This window comes from Burkholderia sp. BCC0322 (assembly GCF_902833045.1).
In the GTDB taxonomy this organism is placed as follows: domain Bacteria; phylum Pseudomonadota; class Gammaproteobacteria; order Burkholderiales; family Burkholderiaceae; genus Burkholderia.
In genome coordinates this window covers 127,590-152,701 of the sequence record NZ_CADFDU010000013.1, presented here as the reverse complement: position 1 = coordinate 152,701, position 25,112 = coordinate 127,590, and the positions used below count along the sequence as shown (strand labels likewise).

General features: G+C 66.8%; 24 protein-coding genes and 2 tRNA genes. 19 read left to right on the top strand and 7 right to left on the bottom strand.

The window, feature by feature from the left end; all coding sequences use genetic code 11:
* The first annotated feature begins 110 nt into the window (after positions 1-110).
* The 3 genes from HWX39_RS28835 to HWX39_RS28825 are packed head-to-tail and all read left to right on the top strand — an operon-like array spanning position 111 to position 2,343.
* On the top strand, positions 111-893 hold the full coding sequence (locus HWX39_RS28835; RefSeq protein WP_175971099.1) for an amino acid ABC transporter substrate-binding protein: 783 nt from the start codon (positions 111-113) through the stop codon (positions 891-893).
* 14 nt (positions 894-907) lie between these two features.
* Positions 908-1,588, top strand: a complete 681-nt coding sequence (locus tag HWX39_RS28830; RefSeq protein WP_069249162.1) for an amino acid ABC transporter permease — start codon at positions 908-910, stop codon at positions 1,586-1,588.
* Positions 1,585-2,343: an amino acid ABC transporter ATP-binding protein gene (locus HWX39_RS28825; protein WP_175971097.1), complete on the top strand. Its 759-nt coding sequence runs from the start codon at positions 1,585-1,587 to the stop codon at positions 2,341-2,343. The genes HWX39_RS28830 and HWX39_RS28825 overlap by 4 nt, the downstream gene beginning before the upstream one ends.
* Positions 2,344-2,380: 37 nt before the next feature.
* Here HWX39_RS28825 and HWX39_RS28820 read toward each other — a convergent pair whose 3' ends face one another.
* On the bottom strand, positions 2,381-3,196 hold the full coding sequence (locus HWX39_RS28820) for an alpha/beta fold hydrolase (protein ID WP_175971096.1): 816 nt from the start codon (positions 3,194-3,196) through the stop codon (positions 2,381-2,383).
* An 81-nt stretch (positions 3,197-3,277) separates the two neighbouring features.
* Between HWX39_RS28820 and HWX39_RS28815 the strand changes: the two genes are divergently transcribed.
* Complete coding sequence (locus HWX39_RS28815) at positions 3,278-3,892, top strand: CGNR zinc finger domain-containing protein (protein ID WP_175971094.1); 615 nt, start codon at positions 3,278-3,280, stop codon at positions 3,890-3,892.
* 54 nt (positions 3,893-3,946) lie between these two features.
* Here HWX39_RS28815 and HWX39_RS28810 read toward each other — a convergent pair whose 3' ends face one another.
* Together HWX39_RS28810 and HWX39_RS28805 are read right to left on the bottom strand one after the other, a co-directional pair.
* A complete protein-coding gene (locus HWX39_RS28810) occupies positions 3,947-4,996 on the bottom strand; it encodes a DUF3592 domain-containing protein (RefSeq protein ID WP_175971093.1) in 1,050 nt (349 codons plus the stop codon).
* Between the two features lie 187 nt (positions 4,997-5,183).
* Positions 5,184-5,259, bottom strand: a tRNA-Lys gene (locus tag HWX39_RS28805).
* A gap of 190 nt (positions 5,260-5,449) precedes the next feature.
* Between HWX39_RS28805 and HWX39_RS28800 the strand changes: the two genes are divergently transcribed.
* Positions 5,450-5,854, top strand: a complete 405-nt coding sequence (locus HWX39_RS28800; RefSeq protein WP_027785770.1) for a PaaI family thioesterase — start codon at positions 5,450-5,452, stop codon at positions 5,852-5,854.
* Between the two features lie 8 nt (positions 5,855-5,862).
* Positions 5,863-6,729 (top strand): patatin-like phospholipase family protein, encoded by an 867-nt coding sequence (locus tag HWX39_RS28795; protein ID WP_175971091.1) that lies wholly within the window; start codon positions 5,863-5,865, stop codon positions 6,727-6,729.
* A 28-nt stretch (positions 6,730-6,757) separates the two neighbouring features.
* Here HWX39_RS28795 and HWX39_RS28790 read toward each other — a convergent pair whose 3' ends face one another.
* Positions 6,758-7,771 (bottom strand): D-2-hydroxyacid dehydrogenase family protein, encoded by a 1,014-nt coding sequence (locus HWX39_RS28790; protein ID WP_175971090.1) that lies wholly within the window; start codon positions 7,769-7,771, stop codon positions 6,758-6,760.
* Between the two features lie 426 nt (positions 7,772-8,197).
* Between HWX39_RS28790 and HWX39_RS28785 the strand changes: the two genes are divergently transcribed.
* A complete protein-coding gene (locus tag HWX39_RS28785) occupies positions 8,198-9,247 on the top strand; it encodes a LysR family transcriptional regulator (RefSeq protein WP_175971088.1) in 1,050 nt (349 codons plus the stop codon).
* Positions 9,248-9,381: 134 nt separating this feature from the next.
* On the opposite strand, the gene HWX39_RS28780 is transcribed toward HWX39_RS28785, so the two are convergent.
* The 3 genes from HWX39_RS28780 to dprA all read right to left on the bottom strand — a co-directional run bounded on the left by HWX39_RS28780 (position 9,382) and on the right by dprA (position 13,937).
* Positions 9,382-11,979, bottom strand: coding sequence for a DNA topoisomerase III (locus tag HWX39_RS28780; protein WP_175951222.1), 2,598 nt, complete (start codon positions 11,977-11,979; stop codon positions 9,382-9,384).
* Between the two features lie 194 nt (positions 11,980-12,173).
* Positions 12,174-12,554, bottom strand: a complete 381-nt coding sequence (locus HWX39_RS28775) for a thioredoxin family protein (protein ID WP_021159864.1) — start codon at positions 12,552-12,554, stop codon at positions 12,174-12,176.
* Positions 12,555-12,590: 36 nt separating this feature from the next.
* Positions 12,591-13,937, bottom strand: a complete 1,347-nt coding sequence (dprA, locus tag HWX39_RS28770) for a DNA-processing protein DprA (protein WP_244135117.1) — start codon at positions 13,935-13,937, stop codon at positions 12,591-12,593.
* A 185-nt stretch (positions 13,938-14,122) separates the two neighbouring features.
* Between dprA and def the strand changes: the two genes are divergently transcribed.
* The 12 genes from def to queD all read left to right on the top strand — a co-directional run bounded on the left by def (position 14,123) and on the right by queD (position 25,049).
* A complete protein-coding gene (gene def, locus HWX39_RS28765; protein ID WP_006477461.1) occupies positions 14,123-14,626 on the top strand; it encodes a peptide deformylase in 504 nt (167 codons plus the stop codon).
* Between the two features lie 34 nt (positions 14,627-14,660).
* Complete coding sequence (fmt, locus tag HWX39_RS28760; protein ID WP_175971086.1) at positions 14,661-15,644, top strand: methionyl-tRNA formyltransferase; 984 nt, start codon at positions 14,661-14,663, stop codon at positions 15,642-15,644.
* Between the two features lie 120 nt (positions 15,645-15,764).
* On the top strand, positions 15,765-16,400 hold the full coding sequence (locus HWX39_RS28755) for a LysE family translocator (protein WP_175971085.1): 636 nt from the start codon (positions 15,765-15,767) through the stop codon (positions 16,398-16,400).
* 100 nt (positions 16,401-16,500) lie between these two features.
* Positions 16,501-17,358 carry a zinc metalloprotease HtpX gene (htpX, locus tag HWX39_RS28750; RefSeq protein ID WP_011353570.1) on the top strand — a complete coding sequence of 286 codons (858 nt, stop codon included), beginning with the start codon at positions 16,501-16,503 and terminating at the stop codon, positions 17,356-17,358.
* 197 nt (positions 17,359-17,555) lie between these two features.
* Positions 17,556-18,947 carry a 16S rRNA (cytosine(967)-C(5))-methyltransferase RsmB gene (rsmB, locus tag HWX39_RS28745; protein ID WP_175971084.1) on the top strand — a complete coding sequence of 464 codons (1,392 nt, stop codon included), beginning with the start codon at positions 17,556-17,558 and terminating at the stop codon, positions 18,945-18,947.
* Complete coding sequence (locus tag HWX39_RS28740) at positions 18,944-19,534, top strand: DUF4390 domain-containing protein (RefSeq protein ID WP_175971083.1); 591 nt, start codon at positions 18,944-18,946, stop codon at positions 19,532-19,534. Before rsmB ends, HWX39_RS28740 begins: the two co-directional genes overlap by 4 nt.
* Positions 19,524-21,938, top strand: coding sequence for a sensor histidine kinase EsaS (gene esaS, locus HWX39_RS28735; protein WP_175971082.1), 2,415 nt, complete (start codon positions 19,524-19,526; stop codon positions 21,936-21,938). Before HWX39_RS28740 ends, esaS begins: the two co-directional genes overlap by 11 nt.
* Complete coding sequence (gene esaR / locus HWX39_RS28730) at positions 21,939-22,640, top strand: response regulator transcription factor EsaR (RefSeq protein WP_175971081.1); 702 nt, start codon at positions 21,939-21,941, stop codon at positions 22,638-22,640.
* Between the two features lie 61 nt (positions 22,641-22,701).
* Positions 22,702-22,777, top strand: a tRNA-Phe gene (locus HWX39_RS28725).
* A gap of 358 nt (positions 22,778-23,135) precedes the next feature.
* Entirely contained in the window at positions 23,136-23,870 is a 735-nt protein-coding gene (gene queC, locus HWX39_RS28720; RefSeq protein ID WP_175971080.1) for a 7-cyano-7-deazaguanine synthase QueC, read from the top strand.
* Positions 23,871-23,945: 75 nt separating this feature from the next.
* Positions 23,946-24,578, top strand: coding sequence for a 7-carboxy-7-deazaguanine synthase (queE, locus tag HWX39_RS28715; protein WP_175951230.1), 633 nt, complete (start codon positions 23,946-23,948; stop codon positions 24,576-24,578).
* Positions 24,579-24,596: 18 nt separating this feature from the next.
* On the top strand, positions 24,597-25,049 hold the full coding sequence (gene queD / locus HWX39_RS28710; RefSeq protein ID WP_175971078.1) for a 6-carboxytetrahydropterin synthase QueD: 453 nt from the start codon (positions 24,597-24,599) through the stop codon (positions 25,047-25,049).
* Positions 25,050-25,112: the final 63 nt, after the last annotated feature.

The window sequence follows — 25,112 nt, the reverse complement described above, 5'->3', positions numbered from 1 at the left end:
GCCGATTTGCGTTTTTGCCGGGCCCCGGCGCGTCGGTAGAATTCGCGGACCTCTCGAACGGCATCCATGTGCCGCGGGAAAATTCCGTCCAATCATTCGGGGTCCGCACCATGAAATTCCTTCGCTCCATCCTGGTCGTTGCCATGCTGCAGGCCGTTTCGGTCACGGGCGCACTGGCTGCCGACGACCTGTCGCAGATCAAGTCTTCCGGCGTGTTCCGGGTCGGTACCGAAGGCACGTACGCGCCGTTCACGTACCACGACGAAACCGGCAAGCTGACGGGCTTCGATGTCGACATCGCGACCGCGATCGCGCAGCGCCTCGGCGTGAAGCCGCAGTTCGTCGAAGGAAAGTGGGACGGGCTGATCGCGGGCCTCGACGTGAACCGCTACGACGCGGTCGTCAATGAAGTGTCGATCACCGATGCACGCAAGGCGAAATACGATTTCTCGACGCCGTACATCACGTCGCGCGCGGTGCTGATCGTGCGCGCGGACAACACGACGATCCGCTCGTTCGACGATCTCAAGGGCAAGAAATCCGCGAACACGCTGACCAGCAATTTCGGCAAGCTCGCGGCCGCGCACGGCGCGGACGTCGTGCCCGTGCAGGGCTTCAACGAATCGATCGACCTGCTCAGCTCGGGGCGCGTCGACGCGACGATCAACGATTCGCTGTCGTACCTCGATTTCCGCAAGCACAAGCCCGACGCGAAACTGAAGATCGCGGCGACCGACACGGGGGGCGCGAGCGACGCATCGGGCGTGCTGCTGCGCAAGGGCAGCCCGGCGCTGGTGGCCGCGATCGACAAGGCGCTCGCGGACATCAAGGCCGACGGCACCTACGCGAAGATCTCGCAGAAGTATTTCGGCCGCGACGTGTCGCAGCCGTGACGCGAGGCTGAACGATGCCGGCCTGGCTTCACCTGATGGCGGAATCGCTGCGGCCCCTGCTCGTCGCGGGGCTCGTGTTCACGGTGCCGCTCACGCTCGCGTCGTTCGCGATCGGCCTGCTGCTCGCATTCGGCGCGGCGCTCACGCGGCTGTTCGGGCCGCGCTGGGCGCAAGCCGCCGTGCGCTTCTACATCTGGCTGTTTCGCGGTTCGCCGCTGCTCGTGCAGCTGTTCGTGATCTTCTACGGCCTGCCGAGCGTCGGCATCGTGCTCGATCCGCTGACGGCCGCGGTGATCGGCTTCTCGCTGAACGTCGGCGCGTACAACGCCGAGGTGATCCGCGGCGTGATCGAATCGATTCCGAAGGGGCAGTGGGAAGCCGCGTACTCGATGGCGATGACGCGGCCGCAGGCGCTGCGCCGCGCGATCCTGCCGCAGGCCGCGCGCGTCGCGCTGCCGGCGCTGTCGAATTCGTTCATTTCGCTCGTGAAGGACACATCGCTCGCGGCCGTGCTGACCGTGCCGGAGATCTTCCAGGCCGCGCAGCGGATCGCAGCCGTGACCTACGAGCCGATGATTCTCTATACGGAAGCCGCGCTGATCTATCTGCTGCTCAGTTCGGTGCTGTCGACGCTGCAGCGTCGCCTCGAAATTCGCTTCGGTCGTCACGCGCTGTTCCAGGCGGAGTGGCGATGATCCGGCTCGAACGCATCGACAAGTCGTTTGGCGCGCATCGTGTGTTGCACGGGATCGACCTCGCGTTGCAGCCCGGCAGCGTGACGGCGCTGATCGGGCCATCCGGTAGCGGCAAGAGCACGCTGCTGCGTTGCGTGAACCTGCTCGAAGTGCCCGAGGCTGGCACGCTGACGGTCGGCGATGCACGCATCGACTTCTCGCCGGCGTACCGCCTGGCGCGTGACGCCGTGTTCGCCGTGCGCCGCCAGACCGGCATGGTGTTTCAGAACTTCCAGCTGTTTCCGCACCTGAGTGTCGTGCAGAACGTGATGGAAGGGCTCGTCACCGTGCAGCGCTGGCCGCGAGAGCGAGCCCGCGAACGCGCGCTCGCGCTGCTCGAGAAGGTCGGCATCGCGGACAAGGCCGACGCCTGGCCCGGCACGCTGTCGGGCGGCCAGCAGCAGCGCGTTGCGATCGCACGTGCGCTCGCGCCGTCGCCGCAGGTGCTGTTGTGCGACGAGCCGACGTCGGCACTCGATCCGGAGTTGTCCGTCGAAGTGGTCGAGGTGCTGCGCCAGCTTGCACGCGAAGGCACGACGATGCTGATGGCCACCCACGACCTGCGCCTGGCCGCGTCGATCGCGCACGACGCGGTGTTTCTCGCGGAGGGGCGCGTCGTCGAAGCCGGTGCATCGCGCGACCTGTTCGGCGACCCGCGCGATCCGCGCACCGCGAAGTTCATCTCGACGCTTGCGCAGGGCGTGCCGGTGTTCTGACGCGACAGGCGAAAAGCGGCATGCGGTACGGCGGGCGTCAACCTTGCCCTGGCCTGTCGAGCACCGCCGCGACGATCGCCTCCGGCGCATCTTCCTGCACCAGGTGGCCTGCACCGGGCACCCTGATCAGCGTGCCGCTTGCGATGCGATCAGCCAGCGCCTGCCCCTGTTCAAGCGGAATCCACGCGTCGTCCTCGCCCCATACGATGCGCACCGGAAAGTCCGGCGGCGCGTAACGAGCCTCGGCTTCCTCGATGTAGCGCTGGCGCATCTGCGCGATCTGGCGATAGAACGCGGCCTGACCGGCAGGCGTGAGCCACGGCGCACGGTAGATCGACAGCGCCTCGTCGCTCAGCGGCCGGGCGACCGCATGGCCGAGATAGGCCGACACGAGCGCGTGATGCGCATACGCAGGCAATCCGGTGAATGCGGCTTCGTGCTGCGCGACGTGGCGCACGAACGGCGAACCCTGCGGCGCGATCGCGACCGGATTCACGAGCGTGAGGTCCGCATATGCGACCCCGTCGAGGAAGTGCGCACGCAGCACGGTTGCGCCGCCGTAGTCGTGCGCGAGCACGCGCGGGCGTGAGATTTTCCACGCGTCGAGCATCGAGGCGAACAGCCCGTTCTGGCGGCCGAGCGACACGTCCGCGTCCGGCATGTCGGATTGACCGTAGCCGAGCAGGTCGTAGAAGAACACGCGATGACGTCGCGCGAGCCACGGTGCGATCCGGCGCCACACCTGCGACGAAAACGGCGTGCCGTGCACGAGCACGAGCGGCGGGCCTTCGCCGAGCGTTCCCCAGGCAATCCGGTGGCCTTCGAAAATGAAGCGATTGGCGAGTTCGAGCATCGGCCTCTCCGTGCTAACCTGTTTTGGTTGTTAATAGGTTACTCCGGATTGCCCGGACGTGAAACCGACAGGTGCAAATAAATGGTTACTCGAAACGAACCCGCGCGACCCGCGCACGAATGGGGCGCAGCCGATTTCGTCGGCGGCCATCCGGCGCTCGACTTCCTCAACACGGTGGCCGACACGGGCAAGACCCGCGACGCGGACAAGCTCGTCGACTGGCCGGCCGTGCATGCGTGGGCGCAACGATCGGGGCTGGTGGCGCCAGCCGATCTGTCGCGGCTTCTGCGTCATGCGAGGCGGGACGACGCCGATGCGCTGGCGGCGCTGCATCGCTTTCGGGAGGATGCTTACAGCGCGATCGCACACCTGACGGCCGGAGGCGGCGGCATGGCCGGCGCGCGCGCGGTGGACCGGCTCGCTGTCGCGATTCGCGACGCGATCGGGCGCAGCGCGTTCGAGGCGGTCGACGGCCGGTTCGCGTGGCGGCCCGACGCGCGCGCGACGTCGCGCTGGGTCGATGCGGCCGCACTCGGCTTCGAGCAGCTGCTGCGCAGCGACGACTTCGCGCGCGTGCGTCAGTGCGGCCGGTGCACGTGGTTCTTCGTCGATCGCGGCCGCGGCGTCGGGCGCCGCTGGTGCGACATGCGCACGTGCGGGAACCGCGCGAAGGTGGAGGCGTTCAGGGAGCGGTGACGCGCGCGTCGTGACGGTGGTCGCGCCACACGATGCGCGGCCGGCGCGCGAGCGTCATGGGGCGGCTTCGTGCGCGGGGTGTTCCGGCCACAGCGTCACGGCGATGAACAGCCCGGCCGCGAGGAATGGTGCGCCGATCGCGAACAGGATGGCTGCGAGGCCCCAGCGATCCCAGAAGCGGTCGACGACCGCGCGCTCCGGTGTGACGGGGTCGTACAGCACGTTGACCGCTTCGCCTTCGCGCAGGCCCGGATGGGATGACGCCGAGCCCTGGGCGAACGTGATCTGGCGTCCACTGTCGGTCGTGAACGCGACGATCGCCGAATACAGCGACGTGCGCGATCGGGACGCGCGCGCGTTTTCCGCGATCTCGACGACATGGCCGGTCGAACGCGCGTAGTGATGGGCGATCTGCCACTGACGCAGGCCGGCCGCACCGGCGCCGGCGACGAAGCCCGTGCCGATCGCGATCGGAATCAGCGCGATTGCGATATCCCAGCGTCTTCGCGCGTGCTTGCGGGCGGGGCGGGCCGGTGGTGGTTCGGATGACCGGCGGCGGCGCCCGCCGACGATCAGGAGGCCGCCGATCGCGAACGATGCGACGGCGAGCAGCGCCGCCACGGCGGCCGGAAACCAGCGTTGCGCGAAATCGTCGATCAGTGCGGGGCGTTCGGGGTGGCTGGGGTCGAGCCATACCTCGACGTTCTCGCCGATGTCGTAGGCGGGGACGGTCGATGCGGTATTGCCGGCGATTTCGCGACGCTGGCCGTCGTTCGCGAGGTACGCGACGATCGGCCGGTACGCGCGCATCGCGTCGCTGTCCTGGACGATGCGCACGACCGTGCCCGGCGCACGGACCAGCTGGCCGGTCGCTTGGCCCGCCGTGACGGCAAGCATGCCGGCCAGCACGAGCAGCACGACGCCGAGCGCCATGGCGACGAGCGCGTCCTTACCCGCCATGACCGGATCCGGTTCGTGCGTCGCACTGCGGATGCCGGCGTGATCGTGGGAGTGGCGTGTCCCGACGGACTCGCCGATATCGGCGCAACCAGGCTCTCTGAATGGTCGCGTCTCGGTTACATGCTTCCATGTCTGACGTCCCATGTTCTCTCAGTGCCGGCGGGCAAACGGCAATGCCTGCGCCGGTCGTGTGATATTTGTCGGACGATTCTAGCGGAAACGATGCGGAACGGGCGGGCGGTGGCGTACTGCGACAGGTCGCGCGCGGCGAGTGCGGCGGCGGAAAAGGAAAAAGCCCGGTTAGCTTTCGCTAACCGGGCTTCGGAATTCCTGGTGGGGCGTGAGTGACTCGAACACTCGACCTACGGATTAAGAGTCCGCTGCTCTACCAACTGAGCTAACGCCCCCAACAGAAGAAAGATTATGCCTGGGTATTTCGGACCTTGCAAGCCCTTTCTGCGGATTTCCTGAAAATATTTCGTCACGACAACGGCGGCTGTCGGTCCGATAACGAGCGATCGGAGATTCCGCGCTCCCGGTATGATGACGCCACACGTGTTGCGCGGCGGTCGCGCAACGCTTTCTGGGCTTTCGAAGATGGACGAAAACGCAGTCCGCGAATTGCTGGATCGCCTGCTGGCCCCCTGGGTCCGCTCGCTCGGTCTGGTCCCCGTGTCGATCGGCGACGACAGCGTCACGCTGCGCCTGCCGTTTTCCGGCGAATTCCGTCATTCAGGCGGCGTGATCTGCGGCCAGGTGTTCACGGCGGCCGCCGACACCGCGATGGTGGTCGCGATCTCGGCCGCGCTCGGCGAGTTCCGGCCGATGACGACCGTGTCGTTGAACACGAACTTCATGCGGCCCGTGCGCAAGGGCGACGTGCTCGTCACCGCGCGCGTGCTGCGGATGGGCCGCAACCTCGTATTCGGCGAAGTCGAGCTGTTCGACGAAGACGGCAAGATGGCCGTCCACGCGACGTCGACCTACGCGCTCGTCAGCTGAGCGGCGCGATGTTCGACCAGATCGTCTTTGCGGGCGGCGGCAATCGCTGCTGGTGGCAGGCCGGCTTCTGGGACGTCGCCCAGCCGGCGCTCGACCTGCGCCCGCGCGTGATCACCGGCATCTCGGCCGGCGCGGCGACCGCGTGCATGCTGTATACGCGCGACGCCGCATGGGTGATGCGCTATTACGAAGAGGCGCTGCGCCACAACCGGAAGAACGCGTACTGGGGCAACCTGTTCGGGCGCGAGCCCGTGTTTCCGCATTACCGGATTTACCGTCAGGCGCTGCTCGACATCTACGGCGAGCCGTTCGCGAAGCTGGCCGCGGCACCGGAGATCCGCATCGGGGTGTCGCACGTGCCGCGCTGGCTCGGCGCGCGCAGCGCAGTGGCCGCCGGCCTCGTCGCGTACAACATCGAGAAGTATGTGCGCAAGACGCTGCACCCGACGCTCGGGCGCACGCTCGGTTTTCGGCCCGAATTCGTGCGCGCGCAGGCCTGCACGCGAGTCGACGAACTCGCCGACCTGATCCTGCAGTCATCCTGTACGCCGCCGTTCACGCCGGTGCTGCGCCGCGATGGCCGGCCCGTGCTCGACGGCGGGATGGTCGACAACGTGCCGGTCGACGCGCTCGACCCGACGCCGGGCGATGTGCTGGTGCTCGTCACGCGGCTGTACCCGCGCCCGCAGATGTTCACGGTCGCGCACGGCGAGCAGCGGCGGCAGTACGTCCAGCCGTCGAGCAAGGTGCCGATTTCGAGTTGGGATTACACGAGCCCGTCGCAGATGCGGCATGCGTACGACCTCGGGCGGCGCGACGGCGAGCATTTCCTCACGCGCGTCGGCGCGATGACGGGCGGCCGCGCGGCCGCCTGAAGACGGGAAGCAGGAAGCGGGGCCGCGCTCAGCGCACGCGGCGCGGCGTCAGTGCTTCCGGGTTGACGACGCTCGACATGTCGCCCTGGTCGAACGCCAGGATGTTCCTGAACGCCGCGCTGAAGTAGAGCTCGTAGCTTTCGCGCTCGACATAGCCGATGTGCGGCGTGCAGATCACGTTTTCCATCCGCAGCAGGCTGTAGCCCTGCAGGATCGGCTCGCTTTCGAACACGTCGATCGCGACCATCCCCGGACGGTTGTGCGACAGCGCGTTGACCAGTGCATTTTCCTCGAGCAGCTCGGCGCGGCTCGTGTTGACGAGCAGCGACGTCGGCTTCATCCGCATCAGGTCTTCCTGCTTCACGATCCCGCGCGTGTCGTCATGCATGCGCAGGTGCAGCGACAGCACGTCGCTCTGCTCGAACAGCGCTTCACGGCTTTCGGCAGCCGTGTAGCCGTCGGCCCGCGCGGCCTCGAGCGAATGCTCGCGGCCCCAGATCAGCACGTTCATCCCGAATGCCTTGCCGTAGCCGGCGACGAGCCGGCCAATCTTGCCGTAGCCCCAGATGCCGAGCGTCTGGCCGCGCAGCACCTGACCGAGGCCGAAGTTCGGCGGCATGGCCGACGTCTTCAGGCCCGACTGCTGCCAGGCGCCCTGCTTCAGGTTCGCGACGTACTGCGGAATGCGGCGCTGGGCGGCCATCACGAGCGCCCAGGTGAGCTCGGCGGGTGCGATCGGCGAACCCGTGCCTTCGAGTACCGCGATGCCGCGGTCGGTACAGGCTTCGAGATCGATGTGGCTCGAAATGCGGCCGGTCTGGCTGATCATTCGCAGGTTCGGCAGCTTGGCGAGCAGTTGCGATGAAATCGGGGTCCGTTCGCGAATCAGCACGAGCGCCTCGACTTCCGCCAGACGGCTCGCGAGTTGTCCCAATCCGCGCACCGTATTGTTGAAGACCTTCACGTCGTGGTCGGCAAGCAGCTCGAAGCAGTTCAGCTTGCGGACGGCGTCCTGGTAGTCGTCGAGGATGGCAATTTTCATGGTGAGCGGGTGTCGCGCGTTGAAAGCGGCAGTGGCGGCGGCGCACGTCGCGCACCCGTCCCGCCCGGCCGGGGCCGACATGATGCTACGTCGGCCGCCTTCATGGTGTCTTTTTAACAGGTTGTTACGCTCCGCCGCAATCGGCGTCAGCCTGACCCGGAGCCGCTCGCGTGACGGGCGCAAGGGTGCGCTGTTGTGTCGCATCAAACACGTCCTTCCTGATTCGGACGCTTACTCGACGAGGTTCACCCAATTGTTGCTCCAATCAGAATAATTGGATCAACTATCCGCATAGGGCGAGGATTTTTGACTATTTTTATCGTCAACAGGGGCCTTGTTGAGCAACTCTGCATCATTTCCGCTGTCGTAGGAGAATTACGCATTTGCTTCATCTTTTTGAAGTTGTACTAGCGGCAGGAGTCGTTTATGGATCACTTGCAGTCGATGCGCGTGTTCGTCAAGGTTGCAGATCTCGGCAGTTTCGCGCGGGCCGCGAGCGCAATGGATATCTCCAACGCGGTCGCGACGCGTCACGTCGCCGACCTCGAAGGTCGGCTCGGCACGCGCTTGCTGAACCGCACCACGCGCAGTCTCTCCCTGACGGAGTCAGGCCAGGTCTATCTGGAGCGTGCCCGCCAGATCCTCGATGAGCTCGAGGACGTCGAGCAGATGGTCGTCGCGCGCAATCACGAGCCGGTCGGCACGCTGCGCATCGTCGCGCCGGTCGTGTTCGGCCTGCACAACCTCGCGCCCGTGTTGCAGTCGTACACGGAGAATTTCCCGAAAGTGGTGCCGGATCTCACGCTGGTCGACCGGCAGGTCGATCTCGTCGAGGAAGGCTTCGACGTCGGCATCGTCGTCACGCGCCAGATGCGCAGCGCGAGCATCGTCACGCGGCGCCTGACCACGGGTTGCATGACCGTGTGCGCGACGCCGAGCTACCTGGAGAAGCACGGCGTGCCGACCCACCCGGAACATCTCGCCGAGCATCCGAGCCTGAGCCTGCCGACCGAATACTGGGGCGACGAGCGTGTGTTCACGGGGCCGGACGGCGAAGTGCGCGTGCGCCCGACCAACGTGATCGTCGCGAACAACACCGCGATGCTGCGCCAGTTCGCGCTGCTCGGGATGGGTGTCGCGATCCTGCCGAGCTACCTGATCGGCGGCGACATCGCGCGTGGCGCGCTCGTGCGGCTGCTGCCGGATTTCCGGCTGCCGCAGGTCGAGATCAACATCGCTTACCCGAGCCGGCGCCATCTGCCGGCGAAGGTGCGCACGTTCATCGACCACCTCGTCGAGCATTTCAGCCACTCGACCGACGCAACGATGGGCGAGCAATGGGCCGCGCAGGGTTCGGTGCTCGCGCCGATCGGTGTCGAGACGCGTGCGGAGCAGCCGGAATCGGCCGACCCGAACCTGTCGCCGCGCCTGCCGCGTTCGCCGCGTACGCGCGTCGCGGCGCCGTCGCCGCTGTAATAACGGCGCGACGGCCGGGCGGCGGTTGCCGCCGGCAAAAAGAAAAACGCGGATCGAGCGATCGATCCGCGTTTTTTATGGCTGCCTGCCGGCGTTCGGCCTGGCGGCCGGGAGAACCCCCGGCCGTCAGGCCGTTACGAGCCCGTCTTGCGCGCCGTCGTCTTGCGGGCGGCGGTCTTGCGAGCCGGTGCCGGTTTCTCCTCGGCGCCTTCCGTCACGGTTTCGGCATCTTTCGTCGCCGATTTTGCCGTCTTCTTCGCGGCAGCGGCTTTCGGCTCCTTCTTCTCGAACTCGAAACCGATCTTGCCGTCGGGCTGCTTCACGAGGAATGCCTTGAAGTTGCGGCCCGTGCGTGACGACTTGAAGTTCGGCAGCAGATCCGTGCGGCCGTCGGCAAGCAGCTTGCCCATCTGCTCGCGCGCGATTTCCTGCTGCAGGATCACCTTGCCCGAGCGGAAGTCGCAGGTCTTCGGGTTGGCCACCGAGTGCTCGCATACGTAGCTCATCCCGTGCTCGAACACGCGGCCCTTGCATTTCGGGCATGCGCCGACCGGCTCCTGCGCGGAGAAGTCGGGCGCCTCGCCTTCCTCACCGCCCGTGTCCTGGCCGAAGTCGAACTCGAGCTTGTAGTTCTTCGTCTCGTCGTCGAAGGACAGCTTGAGGATCGCCGAGAACGGGCGGCCCATCTTGCTGCGGAAACCGGACAGCGGGCCGATCGTCTTCTCGCGCAGCAGTTCCTCGACTTCCGCGATCTCGAACTGCCGGCTGCCCGGGATCTTCGAGATCGAGAACTCGCACTTCGTGCACGCGAAACGGCGGTAGTTTTCCTTTACCTGGCCGCCGCAGTTCGGGCACGGCGTCTCGAGCGTCGCGTAATCGCCGGGGATCGTGTCGGAATCGTATTCCTTCGCGCGCTTGACGATCTGCTGCGTCATGCGGGCGATTTCCTGCATGAACGCTTCGCGTCCGAGGTTGCCGCGCTCCATCTGCGACAGCTTGTATTCCCATTCGCCGGTGAGTTCGGGCGCGGTGAGTTCCTTCACGCCGAGCCCGCGCAGCAGCGTCATCAACTGGAATGCCTTCGCGGTCGGGATCAGTTCGCGTCCCTCGCGCACGAGGTACTTCTCGCCGAGCAGGCCTTCGATGATCGCCGCGCGCGTGGCCGGCGTGCCGAGCCCCTTCGCGGCCATCGCCTCGCGCAGTTCGTCATCCTCGACGAGCTTGCCCGCACCTTCCATTGCGGACAGCAGCGTCGCTTCCGAGTAGCGTGCGGGCGGCTTCGTGACGAGCGCGACGGCGGCGATTTCGTCCGTCTTCACCTTCTCGTCCTTCTGCACCGGCACCAGGTTCGCATCCGCGCCTTCGGCATCGCGGCCGTATACCTGCAGCCAGCCCGGCTCGACGAGCACCTTGCCTTCGGTCTTGAAGTGATGGCCCGCGACTTCGGTGATCCGCGTCGTGACACGGAATTCGGCGGCCGGGAAGAACACGGCGAGGAAGCGCTTCACGACCATGTCGTACAGCTTCTGCTCCGGCTCGGACAGCGACTTCGGCGCTTGCAGCGTCGGGATGATTGCAAAGTGGTCGCTGATCTTCGAGTTGTCGAAGATCCGCTTGTTCGGCTTCACCCAGCCCTTGTCGAGCACCTGCTTCGCATGCGGCAGGTAGTTGTTGCTCTCCTTGAGCATCTCGAGCGTGGACTGGACCGTCGAAAGATAGTCTTCCGGCAGCGCGCGCGCGTCGGTACGCGGGTAGGTCAGCACCTTGTGCTTTTCATACAGTGCCTGCGCGAGACCGAGCGTGTTCTTCGCGGAGAAGCCGAACCGGCTGTTCGCTTCGCGCTGCAGGCTCGTCAGGTCGAACAGCAGCGGCGACAGTTGCGTCGACGGCTTCGATTCCTCGGAGACCGTGCCGACCTGGTCGCGACACGCGGCGACGATCGTTTCGGCAGCCGGCAGGCTCCACAGGCGGGAGTCGCGCTTTTCCGGATCGAATTCGTCTCGCTTGAATTTCGGGTCGAACCACTTGCCCTCGTAGAAGCCGCCCGCGCATGCGAATTCGGCCTTCACTTCCCAGTAGTCGCGCGGGATGAAGCGGCGAATTTTCTCTTCGCGTTCGACGACGATCGACAACGTTGGCGTCTGAACGCGGCCAACTGTCGTCAGGAAGAAGCCGCCGCCCTTGCTGTTGAACGCGGTCATCGCGCGGGTGCCGTTGATCCCGACGAGCCAGTCGGCTTCCGAGCGGCAGCGCGCGGCGTCGGCGAGCGGCAGCATGTCCGCGTCGCTGCGCAGGTTCGCGAAGCCGTCGCGGATCGCTTGCGGGGTCATCGACTGCAGCCACAGGCGCTGGACCGGCTGCTTCGCCTTCGCGTGCTGCGCGATCAGGCGGAAAATCAGCTCGCCCTCGCGCCCCGCGTCGCATGCGTTGATCAGGCGGTCGACATCCTTGCGCTTCAACAGCTTGGTGAGCACCTTGAGGCGCGACTCGCTTTTTGCGATCGGGTTCAGGTCGAAATGCGGGGGGATGACGGGCAGATGCGCGAAGCTCCATTTCCCGCGCTTGACCTCGTACTCTTCCGGGGCGGCGATTTCCAGCAGGTGGCCGACAGCGGACGAAAGGACGAAATCGTCGCTCTCGTAATACTCGTCATGCTTGGTAAAGCCGCCCAAAGCGCGTGCGATGTCGTTCGCGACAGAAGGCTTTTCCGCAATGATCAGTGCTTTGGACATGACAGGTGTGTGTTGGTAGACCGGGTTCGCCGGTTGTGGGTGCCTTTTACGACCGCTTTATAGCACACGCCGCAGCGATGGCGGCTCGGCGTGCAAAAAGCGGCCCATCATAGAGGGGGGGGCGCAGCGGCGGCAAGCGCCCGGCGCGGCGGGGCGCGCAAATGCGCGTAAAACCGCCGGACCGGCTCACGAATTCAGGCTTCGACGGTCAGGACGTTGCGCAATTTCGGTGCGTGCGGCGCGCCGGGTACCGCGCTCAGGTCGGACAGCATCCGCTCGACGATCGCCGCATGCGGCAGCACCGTGCCGAAGAAGCGGGCGGTGTGGGTGTCTTCGATCAGGATCGTCGGGAAGTTCTCGACGTCGAGATCGTCGAGCTGGTCGGCATGCGTTTCGATGTCGATCCAGGCGAAGCAGGCGTCCGGATGCGCGTCGGCGAGCTGGTCGAAGGCCGTCCGGTAGTCGCGGCACGTGCCGCACCACTCGGCGCACAGGCAGGCGACGAGCAATGTGCCGGGATCGGCGAGGCGCTCGGCGATCCGATCCGCATCGGTGTCGAGATTCAGCGCGGGCATGGGTTTCCTTGGAGATCGTTGGCGGCCTGGCCGCCCCTATGCGGGGGAATGTAGCACGCCATGCACGGGCGAAGTGCGCGCCGCGTCAAGCCGTGCGAAGCGTCCGCCGGGCAGGCTGGCGACGCGACCGGCCAGTTCCAGCGCAAGCAGCGCGCGGTGCAGCACGTCGTCGGACAGGCCGCTGTGCTCGGCGAGCCATTCGTAGGTAACGGGGCCGTATCCCAATGCGGCAAGCACGGCCTGTTCGGATGGGGTGCCGGGCAGCGGTGGCGCCGGCGGCGGTGCCTCGTCCCGGGCGGGCGTGGCGGCCGGAACGGGGTCGCCAATTTGCATAAGCCCGGTAGCGGCACGCCGAGGGGCGGCTTCGGTTTCGCGGAGGCCCCCGGTGTCCGCGCACGGATGCCCGGAACACGCCGCACCGCCCGCCGCGCCGGCTTTCGATTCGCCCAGCCCGTATTCCTCGAGGACGTCGAGCGGCGCAGCCGTCAGCTTCGCGCCGTCGCGGATCAGTGCGTGACAGCCTTGCGCGAGCGGCGCATGGATCGAGCCCGGCATCGCGAACACGTCGCGCCCCAGTTCATTCGCGAGCCGTGCGGTGATCAGCGAGCCCGAGCGCGGCGCGGCCTCGACGACGAGTGCGCCGATCGCGAGCGCGGCGATCAGCCGGTTGCGCTGCGGGAAATGCGCGGCGCGGGCAGGCGTGCCGAGCGGCCATTCCGACACGATCGCGCCGTGTGCGGCGATCTCGTGGGCGAGTGCGCGGTGCCGCGCCGGATAGACGAGATCGGCGCCGGTCGCGATCACCGCGACCGTGCCCGACCGGCCGTCGAGCCCGCCACGATGCGCGGCGCCGTCGATCCCGAGCGCGAGGCCCGACACGATCGGAAGGCCCGCGTCTGACAGTTCGCGTGCGAAGCGCGTCGCGTCGGCGAGACCTTGCGGCGTTGCGTGACGGCTGCCGACCACGGCGAGACTGCGCGCGTGCAGCAGGTCGAGCCGGCCCTTTACATATAGCAGCAGCGGCGGATCGTGCAGGTCGCGCAGCCGCGGCGGGTAGGCCGGATCGTTCAGCGTGACGAGCGCATTGCCCGGCGCATCGAGCCATGCGAGCGCGGCGTCGGTGCGCGCGTCGAGATCGTCGCGCTCGCTCGCGCGCACGGCCAGGGCGGCGGCGGCGCTGGTTACGGCGGCGATGGCATGGTCGGACGCACGCAGCAGCGCGTCCGGCGCGCCGAACGCATCGAGCAGTGCCTGCAGCACGGCGGGGGCGAGGCCGGGCGCATGCGCGAGCTGCAGCCACGCGCGCACGGCGGAGGTGGTCAGCGCTTGCGGCGACATGAGGCGCCCCTCGAATGCGGTGGCCAGCGAACCGCGTGGCGCCATGATAAAATTTTCATCATCCGAAATACTCGACAGGGCCGCGCGCGCAGGCGCCCGGCCAATTGCAGGAGGCATGATCCGCGGCATTGATTCGCCGTGCGTCCGCCTCATCTTCATTGCATCCCGGCGGCAGCGCCAGCCGGCCGGATGGCCGATGCGGCACGCCGCCCCACCGATTACCGAACGCCATGGCTTTACTCAATATTCTTCATTACCCCGACAAGCGGCTGCACAAGGTCGCGAAGCCCGTCGACAAGGTCGACGACCGGATCCGCAAGCTCGTCGCCGACATGGCCGAGACCATGTATGCGGCGCCGGGCATCGGCCTTGCGGCCACGCAGGTCGACGTGCACGAGCGCGTGATCGTGATCGACGTCTCCGAGGAGAAGAACGAGCTGCGCGCGTTCATCAATCCCGAGATCGTGTGGTCGAGCGACGCAAAGCAGATCTATGAAGAGGGCTGCCTGTCGGTGCCCGGCATCTACGACGAAGTCGAGCGTCCCGATCACGTGCGCGTGCGTGCGCTCAACGAGCAGGGCGAGACCTTCGAACTCGACTGCGAGGGCCTGCTGGCCGTGTGCGTCCAGCACGAGATGGATCACCTGATGGGGCGCGTGTTCGTCGAGTACCTGTCGCCGCTCAAGCAGACGCGCATCAAGACGAAGATGAAGAAACTCGAACGCGCGATGTAACGCGCGTTCGCCCAGCTCGAACCCGAACGCTGTCATGACCCATACGTTGCGCGTAGTTTTTGCCGGCACGCCGGAATTCGCCGCGGCGGCCCTCGCCGCGATCCACGAGGCCGGTTTTCCGGTGCCGCTCGTGCTCACCCAGCCCGATCGCCCTGCCGGGCGCGGGATGAAACTGCAGGCGAGCGCGGTGAAGCGCTACGCCGTCGAGCACGGGATGCCCGTCGCGCAACCGCCGTCGCTGCGCCGCGCTGGCAAGTACCCGGCCGAGGCGGCCGACGCGATCGAGCTGCTGCGCTCGACCCCGCACGACGTGATGGTGGTCGCCGCATACGGCCTGCTGCTGCCGCAGGAAGTGCTAGACATTCCGCGCCACGGCTGCATCAACATTCATGCGTCGCTGCTGCCGCGCTGGCGCGGTGCCGCGCCGATCCACCGTGCGATCGAGGCCGGTGACGCGCAGACGGGCGTCACGCTGATGCAGATGGACATCGGCCTCGACACCGGCGCGATGATCGAGGAAGCGCGCATCGCGATCGCCCCCGACGAGACGACCGCGACGTTGCACGACCGGCTCGCCGCCGAAGGCGCGCGACTGATCGTCGACGCGCTCGTGCAGCTCGAGCGCGACGGCGTGCTGCCGGCGACGCCGCAACCGGCCGACGGCGTGACCTATGCGGAGAAGATCGGCAAGCACGAAGCGGCGCTCGATTGGCGCAAACCGGCCGACGTGCTCGCGCGCCAGGTGCGTGCGTTCGATCCGTTCCCGGGCGGCGTCGCGACGCTCGACGGCGCGGCGATCAAGCTGTGGGCGGCCGAGCCAGTGGCGGCGCGCGGCGACGCGGCGCCCGGCACGATTGTCGAAGTCGCACCGGAAGGCGTGCTCATCGCGTGCGGCAGCGGGGCGCTGCGCGTCACGCAGTTGCAGAAGCCGGGCGGCAAGCGGCTGCCCGCGCGCGAATTCCTGGCCGGCTCGCCGCTCGCCGCAGGCCAGCGTTTCGCGCTGACCGACGTTGCCTGAAGCGGCCTGACCGACATTCGACACGGTCTGCCGCGCGTGCGCAATCGGCCGGATGGCCGAGTCGCGCGGCGCGGCAGGCGCGCGTAGAATTTCCCTGCGCTCTCCGGTTTCGAGGTTTTCATGTTCGGCATCACCCATTTCGGCTTCTTCGTGCTGGCAGTCTTCCTGCTGAACGTCACGCCCGGTCCCGATACGGCCTATATCGTCGGCCGCAGCGTCGCGCAGGGTCGCGGCGCGGGGCTGATGTCGGCGTTCGGCATTTCGGCCGGCTGCTGCGTTCACGCGCTCGCCTGCGCATTCGGCCTGACCGCGCTGCTCGCGGCGTCGGCTGCTGCATTCACGGTAATCAAGCTGGTCGGCGCCGCCTACCTGATCTACCTCGGCGTGAGAATGTTCGTCGCGAAGCAGGCGGCCGCGCCGTCGGGCAACGTGGCCCCACAGGCCGCGAAGCCGCTGCGCCAGCTGTTCATGCAGGGTTTCTGGACCAACGTGCTGAACCCGAAGGTCGTGTTGTTCTTCGTGTCGTTCTTTCCGCAGTTCGTGTCGGCCGACAGCCCGCACAAGGCATGGGCGTTCCTGACCCTCGGCGGCGTGTTCGTCGCGATGAGCACGGTGTGGACCAGTCTCGTCGCGTGGGTCGCGGGCAGTGTCACGGAGCGCTTCTCCGGCAAGCCGGGCGTCAAGAAGTGGCTCGACCGCACGGTCGGCAGCGCTTTCGTCGGCCTCGGCCTTCGTCTTGCAACATCGCAACGCTGAGATTGAATTTTTCCGGCAAGACCTTATCTAACAAATCGCTTACAATTTTCCGCCGCGCCCTTTGATGCGCGGCGGGTCCCCTGACGGATAAGGAGTGGGTATGTTCAATTGGGTCAAAACGGCGATGCTGATGGCCGCGATCACGGCCCTGTTCATCGTGATCGGCGGGATGATCGGCGGCTCGCGGGGCATGACGATCGCGCTGCTGTTCGCGCTCGGCATGAATTTCTTCTCATACTGGTTCTCGGACAAGATGGTGCTGCGCATGTACAACGCGCAGGAAGTCGACGAGAACACGGCGCCGCAGTTCTACCGGATGGTGCGCGAGCTGGCCACGCGCGCGAACCTGCCGATGCCGCGCGTCTACCTGATCAACGAGGATGCGCCGAACGCGTTCGCAACGGGCCGCAACCCCGAGCACGCGGCAGTCGCCGCGACGACGGGCATCCTGCGCGTCCTGTCGGAGCGCGAGATGCGCGGGGTGATGGCGCACGAGCTCGCCCACGTGAAGCACCGCGACATCCTGATCTCGACGATTACCGCGACGATGGCGGGCGCGATCTCGGCAATCGCGAACTTCGCGATGTTTTTCGGCGGGCGCGACGAGAACGGCCGGCCGGCCAACCCGATCGCGGGTATCGCGGTCGCATTGCTCGCGCCGATCGCCGGCGCGCTGATCCAGATGGCGATTTCGCGGGCACGCGAGTTCGAGGCCGATCGCGGCGGCGCGCAGATTTCCGGTGATCCGCAGTCGCTCGCGACTGCGCTCGACAAGATCCATCGCTATGCGGCGGGTATCCCGTTCCAGGCAGCCGAGCAGCATCCGGCCACCGCGCAGATGATGATCATGAACCCGCTGCACGGCGGCGGCCTGCAGAATCTGTTCTCGACGCACCCGGCCACCGAGGAGCGCATCGCGCGCCTGATGGAGATGGCGCGTACCGGCCGCTTCGACTAAGCCACGGCGCACCGTGCGGCAGTTGCCGCGCAGGGGCCGCCACACCACCCCGCACGCCTCGCGCTGCGGGGTGTTTCATTTGCGCGTGCGGTAAAGGGGCCAAAGGGCCTGCAGCGTCGCACGCTACAATGCCCGGTTTGGGATCGCGGGGCTCGCGAGCCCGCCGTTTGCCGCGCTTGTTTGCCGAATTTGCTCCGATGACACGAACCCGTTCTACCGCTCCGTCTTCTTCCGGCCGCCCGGCGCGCCTGTCCGCGCTGCATCTCGCGCCTGATTCGCTCGGCTTCGCCCTCGATGCGGCCGCGCAGGCGGTCGATGCGGTGCGGCGCGGCACCGCGCTGCCGGCGGCGCTCTCGGCGGTATTTGCGCAGATGCCGTCCGATGCGCAGGCATTCGCGCGCGGGGCGACGCAGGACGTCGCATACCGGACGATGCGCCGCCTCGGCAGTGCGGACTGGTTGATCGGCCGGCTCATCGGCAAGGCGCCGCCCGCACACGTACAGGCGGTGCTCGCCGGTGCGTTGGCGCTGCTGCTCGACCCGGCGGAGGAGGCCGCGTATCCGGCGTTCACGGTGGTCGACCAGGCCGTGACCGTGATCGGTGCGCGCCGCGAATGCGCGTTCGCGAAGGGGATGGTCAACGCGGTGCTGCGCCGTTTCCTGCGCGAGCGCGACGCGCTCGTCGCAGCGCTGCAGGACGATGTCGTCGCGCGCTGGAACTACCGCGCGTGGTGGGTCGATTCGGTGAAGTGCGCATGGCCCGATGCATGGCAGGCGATCCTCGCGGCCGGCGAGCAGCAGGGGCCGTTGACGCTGCGCGTGAACGCGCGCCGCGCGGGCGTCGACGCGTATCTCGATACGCTGCGCGCCAACGGGATCGAAGCGACCGCGATCGGCCGGCATGCGGTGCGGCTCGCGTCGGCGCGACCGGTCGATCGCATTCCGGGGTTTGCCGACGGCGTCGTGTCCGTGCAGGACGCCGGCGCGCAGCTCGCAGCCGAATGGCTCGGTGCGCGCGACGGCATGCGCGTGCTCGACGCATGCGCGGCGCCCGGCGGCAAGACCGGCCATATTCTCGAACTGGCCGATGCGGAAGTCGTCGCGCTGGAAAGCGATGCCACGCGCGCGGCACGGATCGGCGAGAACCTCGTGCGGCTGTCGCTCGAAGCGGACGTGCGTGTCGGCGATGCGGGCGCACCCGACGCGTGGTACGACGGGCGCCCGTTCGACCGCATCCTCGCCGATGTGCCATGCTCGGCGTCCGGCATCGTGCGTCGGCACCCCGACATTCGCTGGCTGCGCCGCGAGGCTGACATCCCGGCGCTCGTCGCGGAACAGCGCCGCATCCTGTCGGCGTTGTGGCCGCTCGTGAAGCCGGGCGGCGAACTGCTTTACGTGACCTGTTCGGTCTTCCCCGAAGAAGGCGAATTGCAGGCCCGCTGGTTTGAAGCAGCCTGTGAAGATGCGGTACGATTGGACGCCCCCGGCCAGCTGCTGCCGGGCGGAGTGCAGGGAGGGGCGGCCGCCGGCGCGCTCGACCAGAACACCGATCACGACGGATTTTTCTACGCGCGGTTTCAGAAACGGTGACGATCAAACACCTTTTTCCACTTCGGCTCGCGGCCGCCCTGATGGTCGCGTTGACGCTGTGCCTGGCCGTCGTCCGGCCGGCGCAGGCCGAGTCGATCGCCGTGCAGCGCGCGTCGCTACAGTCCGACGGAAGCGGCTGGGCCCTCGACGCCCGCTTTGATTTCGAACTGAACCCGAGCCTCGAGGATGCCGTCAACAAAGGCATTCCGCTTTATTTCACGACCGACTTCGAGTTGAGCCGTGCGCGCTGGTACTGGTTCGACGAGCAGCCGGTGGCGGTGACGCAGACGATCCGCCTGTCGTTCCAGCCGCTCACGCGCGAGTATCGCGTGTCGACGGGCGGCCTGCAGCTCGGTTTCCCGTCGCTGAAGGATGCGCTCGCGGTCGTCAGGCACATCACGTCCTGGCACGTGATCGACCGCAACCAGGTGCGCGCCGGTGAAACCTACACGGCATCGGTGCGGATGCAGCTCGATACGGCGCTGATGCCGAAGCCGTTCCAGGTCGATGCCGTGAACAACCGCGACTGGACGCTCGGGTCGGACTGGAAGCGCTTCAACTTCACGGTGACCGAACGTGCTAAATAAAGTGCGCCGCTCGGCCAGCGGGAAGAGCTTCCTCGTTCGCGTGATCGTCTCGACCGTCGCGCTCACCGCGCTGTTGCTGCTCGTGCTGCTCGCGGCCGCGAGCGCGAATACCGAATTCTTCGACCGCTACTACTCGTGGCTGTACGCGACGAACATCGTCGTCGCGCTCGTGTTCCTGCTCGTGGTGCTCGGGCTGATCGGGATGATCGTCGTGCGCCTGAGGAAGGGCAAGTTCGGCACGCGGCTGCTCGCGAAGCTCGCGGTGTTCTTCGCGCTCGTCGGCGTGGTGCCTGGCGGGATCATCTACATCGTGTCGTACCAGTTCGTGTCGCGCAGTATCGAGTCGTGGTTCGACGTGAACGTCGAGACGGCGCTGACAGCCGGCCTGAATCTCGGCCGCGGGATGCTCGACGCGTCGTTGTCCGATCTGCAGACGAAGGCGCGGCTGATGTCCGACCAGCTCGCGAGCGTCGATGCGAACACGAACGGCACGACGCTCACGCTGCTGCGGATGCGCGACCAGTTCGGCGTTCAGGACGCGACGATCGTCGAGCCGAGCCGCGGCGGCTCGGGGGCGTCCCCCGACCTGCACATCGTTGCGCAGGCGTCGGGCAATTTCGCCGCGCTGATTCCGGACGACCTGCCGACACCGCTGATGCTGAACCAGGCGCGCGAACACGGCGCGTACGCGGCGATCGAGGGTGAAGTCGACGGCGACCCGCGCGCACACGGCGCGAAGGGTGCGCTGCGGTTGCGCGTCGTGCGGCCGATTCCCGATGCATCGACGTCGCTGCTGCAGCCGGCCGAGCGCTTCCTGCAGCTCACGCAGCCGGTGCCGCCCACGCTTGCCCACAACGCGGATGCCGTGCAGCGCGCGTATCGCGAGTACCAGGAAAAGTCGCTTGGCCGCACGGGGCTGCGCAAGATGTACATCGGCACGCTGACGCTCGCACTGTTCCTCGCGACCTTCATTGCGATGATGCTCGCGCTCGCGCTCGGCCAGCAGCTCGCGCGGCCGCTGTTCCTGCTCGCGCAGGGCACCAAGGAGATCACGGAAGGCGACTACACGCCGAAGCGCGAGATCAAGACGCGCGACGAGCTCGGCTTCCTCACGCAGTCGTTCAACGCGATGACGCGCCAGTTGTCCGAGGCGCGGCTCGCGGTCGAGAAGAACCGAGTCGCGCTCGAGCATTCGAAGACGTATCTCGAGAGCATCCTCGCGAACCTGACGGCCGGCGTGTTCGTGCTCGACCGCCAGTTCCGGCTGACGACGGCCAATCGCGGCGCCGAGCGGATCTTCCGGCAGCCGTTCAACGCGCTGATCGGCACGACGCTCGACCGGATCGGCGTGGCCGCCGGGTTCGGCGCGATGGTGCGCAAGGCCTTCGCCGATCGCGAGGCGGCGTCCGACGGCGCGAGCGGCGACGGCGGCCACTGGCAGCAGCAGTTCGCGATCGAGCTGCCCGGCGAAGCCGATCCGCTGACGCTGCTCGTGCGCGGTACGCGCCTCGTGTCGACGGTCGAGGGGCAGGCCGACGATCCGCAGACGTCCGGTTACGTCGTCGTGTTCGACGACATCTCCGACGTGATTTCCGCGCAGCGTTCGGTTGCATGGGGCGAGGTCGCGCGCCGGCTCGCGCACGAGATCAAGAATCCGCTGACGCCGATTCAGCTGTCGGCGGAGCGGCTGCAGATGAAGCTGTCGGACAAGCTCGCACCGTCCGACGCCGATGTGCTCAAGCGCGGCGCGACGATGATCGTCAACCAGGTGGCCGCGATGAAGCGGATGGTCGACGATTTCCGCGAATACGCGCGGACGCCGCCGGCGGTGCTCGCGAATCTGCAGTTGAACGAACTGGCGAGCGAGGTGCTCGGGCTGTACGGCGTGGGCGAAGGCAAGAGCGCGATCGTCGCCGAGCTCGCGCCGTCGCTGCCGGTGATACGCGGTGACGCGACGCAACTGCGCCAGGTGATTCACAACCTGCTGCAGAATGCGCAGGATTCGGTCGCGGAGTCGGCGCATCCGCGTGTGTTGATTGAAACCAAGACAGTAGAATATGGCGATCCCGACGCCGAGGGCAAAACGCGCGTCGCGGTACGTCTCACCGTGTCCGACAACGGGCCCGGTTTTCCGGCGCGCATCCTGACCCGCGCGTTCGAGCCTTATGTGACGACGAAGGCGAAGGGCACGGGTCTGGGGTTGGCCACGGTCAAGAAAATCGTCGATGAGCACGGTGCGCGGATCGATCTGCGCAATCGCATGCACGGCGAGACCGTCGAGGGTGCGCAGGTGTCGATCCTGTTCCTGCAGATGGCGAGCGATGCGCCAGGCGCCGAATCAGGCGTGCAGGACGGGACGACACCCGCCAAGACAAAAGCAAGTGAGCAGACAAAGGCAGCGTAAATGGCAACCATCCTGGTGGTAGATGATGAAATGGGCATCCGGGAATTGCTCTCGGAGATCCTCAGCGACGAAGGACATGTCGTCGAGGCGGCGGAGAACGCGCAGGCCGCGCGGGAATACCGGTTGAATCAGGCGCCCGATCTCGTGCTGCTCGATATCTGGATGCCCGATACCGACGGTGTGACGTTGCTCAAGGAGTGGGCAGCGCAGGGGCTGCTGACGATGCCCGTGATCATGATGTCCGGGCACGCGACGATCGATACGGCCGTCGAGGCGACGAAGATCGGCGCGCTCGATTTCCTCGAGAAGCCCATCGCGCTTCAGAAGCTGCTGAAGTCCGTCGAGCACGGACTCGCGCGCGGTGCGGCGCCGGTGTCCGCGAACGCGGCAGCGAGGGCCGGTGCGGGGCAGGCAGCGGGGCCCGCGGCGGTTGCGTCCGCGGCTGCGCTGCCGACGCTCGGCGACGACATGGCTTCGGCACTCGGCCTCGCAGGCCAGACGGCTGCGATTCCGTTCGACATCCCGCTGCGCGAAGCGCGCGATGCGTTCGAGCGCGCGTACTTCGAATATCACCTCGCCCGCGAAAACGGCAGCATGACGCGCGTCGCGGAGAAGACGGGCCTCGAGCGTACGCACCTGTATCGCAAGCTCAAGCAGCTTGGCGTCGAGCTCGGCAAGAAGCCGTCCGAAGGCGCTGTTTAAAATATTTTGCGAAAGTACTTGCGCAAGTGAAGAAGGGCCGATATACTTTCTCTTCTTCGTTGGCCCGGTAGCTCAGTTGGTAGAGCAGCGGATTGAAAATCCGCGTGTCGATGGTTCGATTCCGTCCCAGGCCACCAGAATTAAAACCCCAAGAATCGGAAGGTTCTTGGGGTTTTTCGTTTGTGGTGGGGTTTGCGTGACGAGAGGCGTGAGGTGGCGTGCCCGGCAGTATTCGTGAGGGCATGATAAAATCCGTGTCCGCTCAATAACTTAGCGCATCGCTTCATGCGCACGGCAGGCTGTCAGCGTGGCGCCGCCGTGGCGCGCGGCAACGATGCCGCGCGATGGGCGGTATAAGCGCTCCGCCGCGTTCGCGGCCGATTGCGCTGCCTATACTGGTCGAGCCGGCTCAGGCCGGCACGCGTCGGGCCGCCCGGCGGCAGCCGGCCCCGGGGCGCAGCGCGACGCGAGCCTACACATTCACGGAGTTTCACGGTGATTCGGACAGACGCTAAAGACGGCGCGCTCGTGTTGTTTTCCGGCGGCCAGGACTCGGCCACGTGCGTGGCATGGGCTCTCGAACGCTACCAGACGGTCGAGACGCTCGGCTTCGATTACGGCCAGCGCCACCGCGTCGAGCTCGAATGTCGCGAAGGCGTGCGCGAAGCGCTCAAGCGCAGGTTTCCCGCATGGTCGGACCGGCTCGGCGACGATCACATGATCGACCTGTCGGTGCTCGGCGCGATCAGCGATACCGCGATGACGCGCACGATCGAGATCGAGACGGCGGCGAACGGCCTGCCGAACACGTTCGTGCCGGGCCGCAACCTGATGTTCATGACGATCGCCGCGGCGATCGCCTATCGCCGCGGGCTGCGGGTGCTGGTCGGCGGGATGTGCGAGACGGATTTCTCGGGCTATCCCGACTGCCGCGACGACACGATGAAGGCGCTGCAGGTCGCGCTGAACCTCGGGATGGACACGCGCGTCGTGCTCGAGACGCCGCTGATGTGGCTCGACAAGGCGCAAACGTGGCAGCTCGCCGAACAGCTCGGCGGTGAAGCGCTCGTCGAACTGATCCGCGTCGAGACACACACGTGCTACGTGGGCGAGCATGCGGAACTGCACGACTGGGGCTTCGGCTGCGGCGAATGCCCGGCCTGCAAGCTGCGCAAGCGCGGCTACGAGGCCTACCTGAAGGGCGAGCGGGTGACCGAAGCGCCGCTGTGACGCGGGTGCGCCGGTAGCGCTGGATGGATAACGGATTCTGATCGACAACGAGCGGCGCGAGCCGGACCAAGGACGATGACTTACGCGGTCAAGGAAATTTTCTACACGTTGCAGGGCGAGGGCGCGAACGCCGGCCGGCCGGCCGTGTTCTGCCGGTTCGCCGGCTGCAACCTGTGGTCGGGCCGCGAAGAGGATCGTGCGGAGGCCGTGTGCCGCTTCTGCGATACCGACTTCGTCGGCACCGACGGCGAGAACGGCGGCAAGTTCAAGGACGCCGAAGCGCTCGTCGCGACGATCGCCGGCCTGTGGCCGGAGGGCGAGGCGCACCGCTTCGTCGTCTGCACGGGCGGTGAACCGATGCTGCAGCTCGACCAGGCGCTCGTCGATGCGCTGCACGCGGCCGGCTTCGAGATCGCGATCGAGACCAACGGCTCGCTGCCGGTGCTCGAATCGATCGACTGGATCTGCGTGAGCCCGAAGGCCGATGCGCCGCTCGTCGTCACGAAGGGCGACGAGCTGAAGGTCGTGATCCCGCAGGACAACCAGCGGCTGGCCGACTACGCGAAGCTCGACTTCGCGTATTTCCTCGTCCAGCCGATGGACGGCCCGTCGCGCGACCTCAATACGAAGCTCGCGATCGACTGGTGCAAGCGTCATCCGCAGTGGCGGTTGTCGATGCAGACCCACAAATATCTGAACATTCCCTGAGCTCCGGCTTTTGACATCGTGCTGATTACCCGAAAACTCGAATTCGACGCGGGCCACCGCATTCCCGACCACCGCAGCCAGTGCCGGAACCTGCATGGTCATCGCTACGTGCTCGAAGTCACGCTGCGCGGCGATCTCGTCGATACCGAGGGGGCGCCCGACCGCGGCATGGTGATGGATTTCGCCGACGTGAAGGCGCTCGCGATGGAGCACCTGGTCGGCAAGTGGGACCACGCGTTCCTGGTCTACGCGCGCGATGAGGTCGTGCGCTCGTTCCTCGAGCAGATGGCTGACCACAAGACCGTCGTGATCGACCGGATCCCGACCGTCGAGAATCTCGCGGCGCTCGCGTTCGACATCCTCGCGAACGTCTACGACGCGCACTACGGCGTGAACCTGCGGCTCGAGCGCGTGCGCCTGTACGAAACGCCGAACTGCTGGGCCGACGTCGAGCGCCAGTCCGACCGCTGATCCTGCCTTCCCGGCAGCCCCGCCAGCCGGCGCGGGCTGCCTGACGCCGCACCCGCGGCCTTG

Bases quoted from the DNA above. Each gene is read 5' to 3' on its own strand.
- dprA (WP_244135117.1), bottom strand. From the start codon at position 13,937: ATGGCGCCACGCGGTTCGCTGGCCACCGCATTCGAGGGGCGCCTCATG.
- HWX39_RS28755 (WP_175971085.1), top strand. From the start codon at position 15,765: ATGTTCGGCATCACCCATTTCGGCTTCTTCGTGCTGGCAGTCTTCCTG.
- HWX39_RS28790 (WP_175971090.1), bottom strand. From the start codon at position 7,771: ATGAAAATTGCCATCCTCGACGACTACCAGGACGCCGTCCGCAAGCTG.
- esaR (WP_175971081.1), top strand. From the start codon at position 21,939: ATGGCAACCATCCTGGTGGTAGATGATGAAATGGGCATCCGGGAATTG.
- HWX39_RS28820 (WP_175971096.1), bottom strand. From the start codon at position 3,196: ATGCTCGAACTCGCCAATCGCTTCATTTTCGAAGGCCACCGGATTGCC.
- HWX39_RS28810 (WP_175971093.1), bottom strand. From the start codon at position 4,996: ATGGGACGTCAGACATGGAAGCATGTAACCGAGACGCGACCATTCAGA.
- HWX39_RS28780 (WP_175951222.1), bottom strand. From the start codon at position 11,979: ATGTCCAAAGCACTGATCATTGCGGAAAAGCCTTCTGTCGCGAACGAC.
- def (WP_006477461.1), top strand. From the start codon at position 14,123: ATGGCTTTACTCAATATTCTTCATTACCCCGACAAGCGGCTGCACAAG.
- HWX39_RS28815 (WP_175971094.1), top strand. From the start codon at position 3,278: ATGGTTACTCGAAACGAACCCGCGCGACCCGCGCACGAATGGGGCGCA.
- HWX39_RS28825 (WP_175971097.1), top strand. From the start codon at position 1,585: ATGATCCGGCTCGAACGCATCGACAAGTCGTTTGGCGCGCATCGTGTG.
- rsmB (WP_175971084.1), top strand. From the start codon at position 17,556: ATGACACGAACCCGTTCTACCGCTCCGTCTTCTTCCGGCCGCCCGGCG.
- HWX39_RS28795 (WP_175971091.1), top strand. From the start codon at position 5,863: ATGTTCGACCAGATCGTCTTTGCGGGCGGCGGCAATCGCTGCTGGTGG.
- HWX39_RS28775 (WP_021159864.1), bottom strand. From the start codon at position 12,554: ATGCCCGCGCTGAATCTCGACACCGATGCGGATCGGATCGCCGAGCGC.
- HWX39_RS28835 (WP_175971099.1), top strand. From the start codon at position 111: ATGAAATTCCTTCGCTCCATCCTGGTCGTTGCCATGCTGCAGGCCGTT.
- queE (WP_175951230.1), top strand. From the start codon at position 23,946: ATGACTTACGCGGTCAAGGAAATTTTCTACACGTTGCAGGGCGAGGGC.
- htpX (WP_011353570.1), top strand. From the start codon at position 16,501: ATGTTCAATTGGGTCAAAACGGCGATGCTGATGGCCGCGATCACGGCC.
- HWX39_RS28830 (WP_069249162.1), top strand. From the start codon at position 908: ATGCCGGCCTGGCTTCACCTGATGGCGGAATCGCTGCGGCCCCTGCTC.
- HWX39_RS28785 (WP_175971088.1), top strand. From the start codon at position 8,198: ATGGATCACTTGCAGTCGATGCGCGTGTTCGTCAAGGTTGCAGATCTC.
- fmt (WP_175971086.1), top strand. From the start codon at position 14,661: ATGACCCATACGTTGCGCGTAGTTTTTGCCGGCACGCCGGAATTCGCC.
- HWX39_RS28800 (WP_027785770.1), top strand. From the start codon at position 5,450: ATGGACGAAAACGCAGTCCGCGAATTGCTGGATCGCCTGCTGGCCCCC.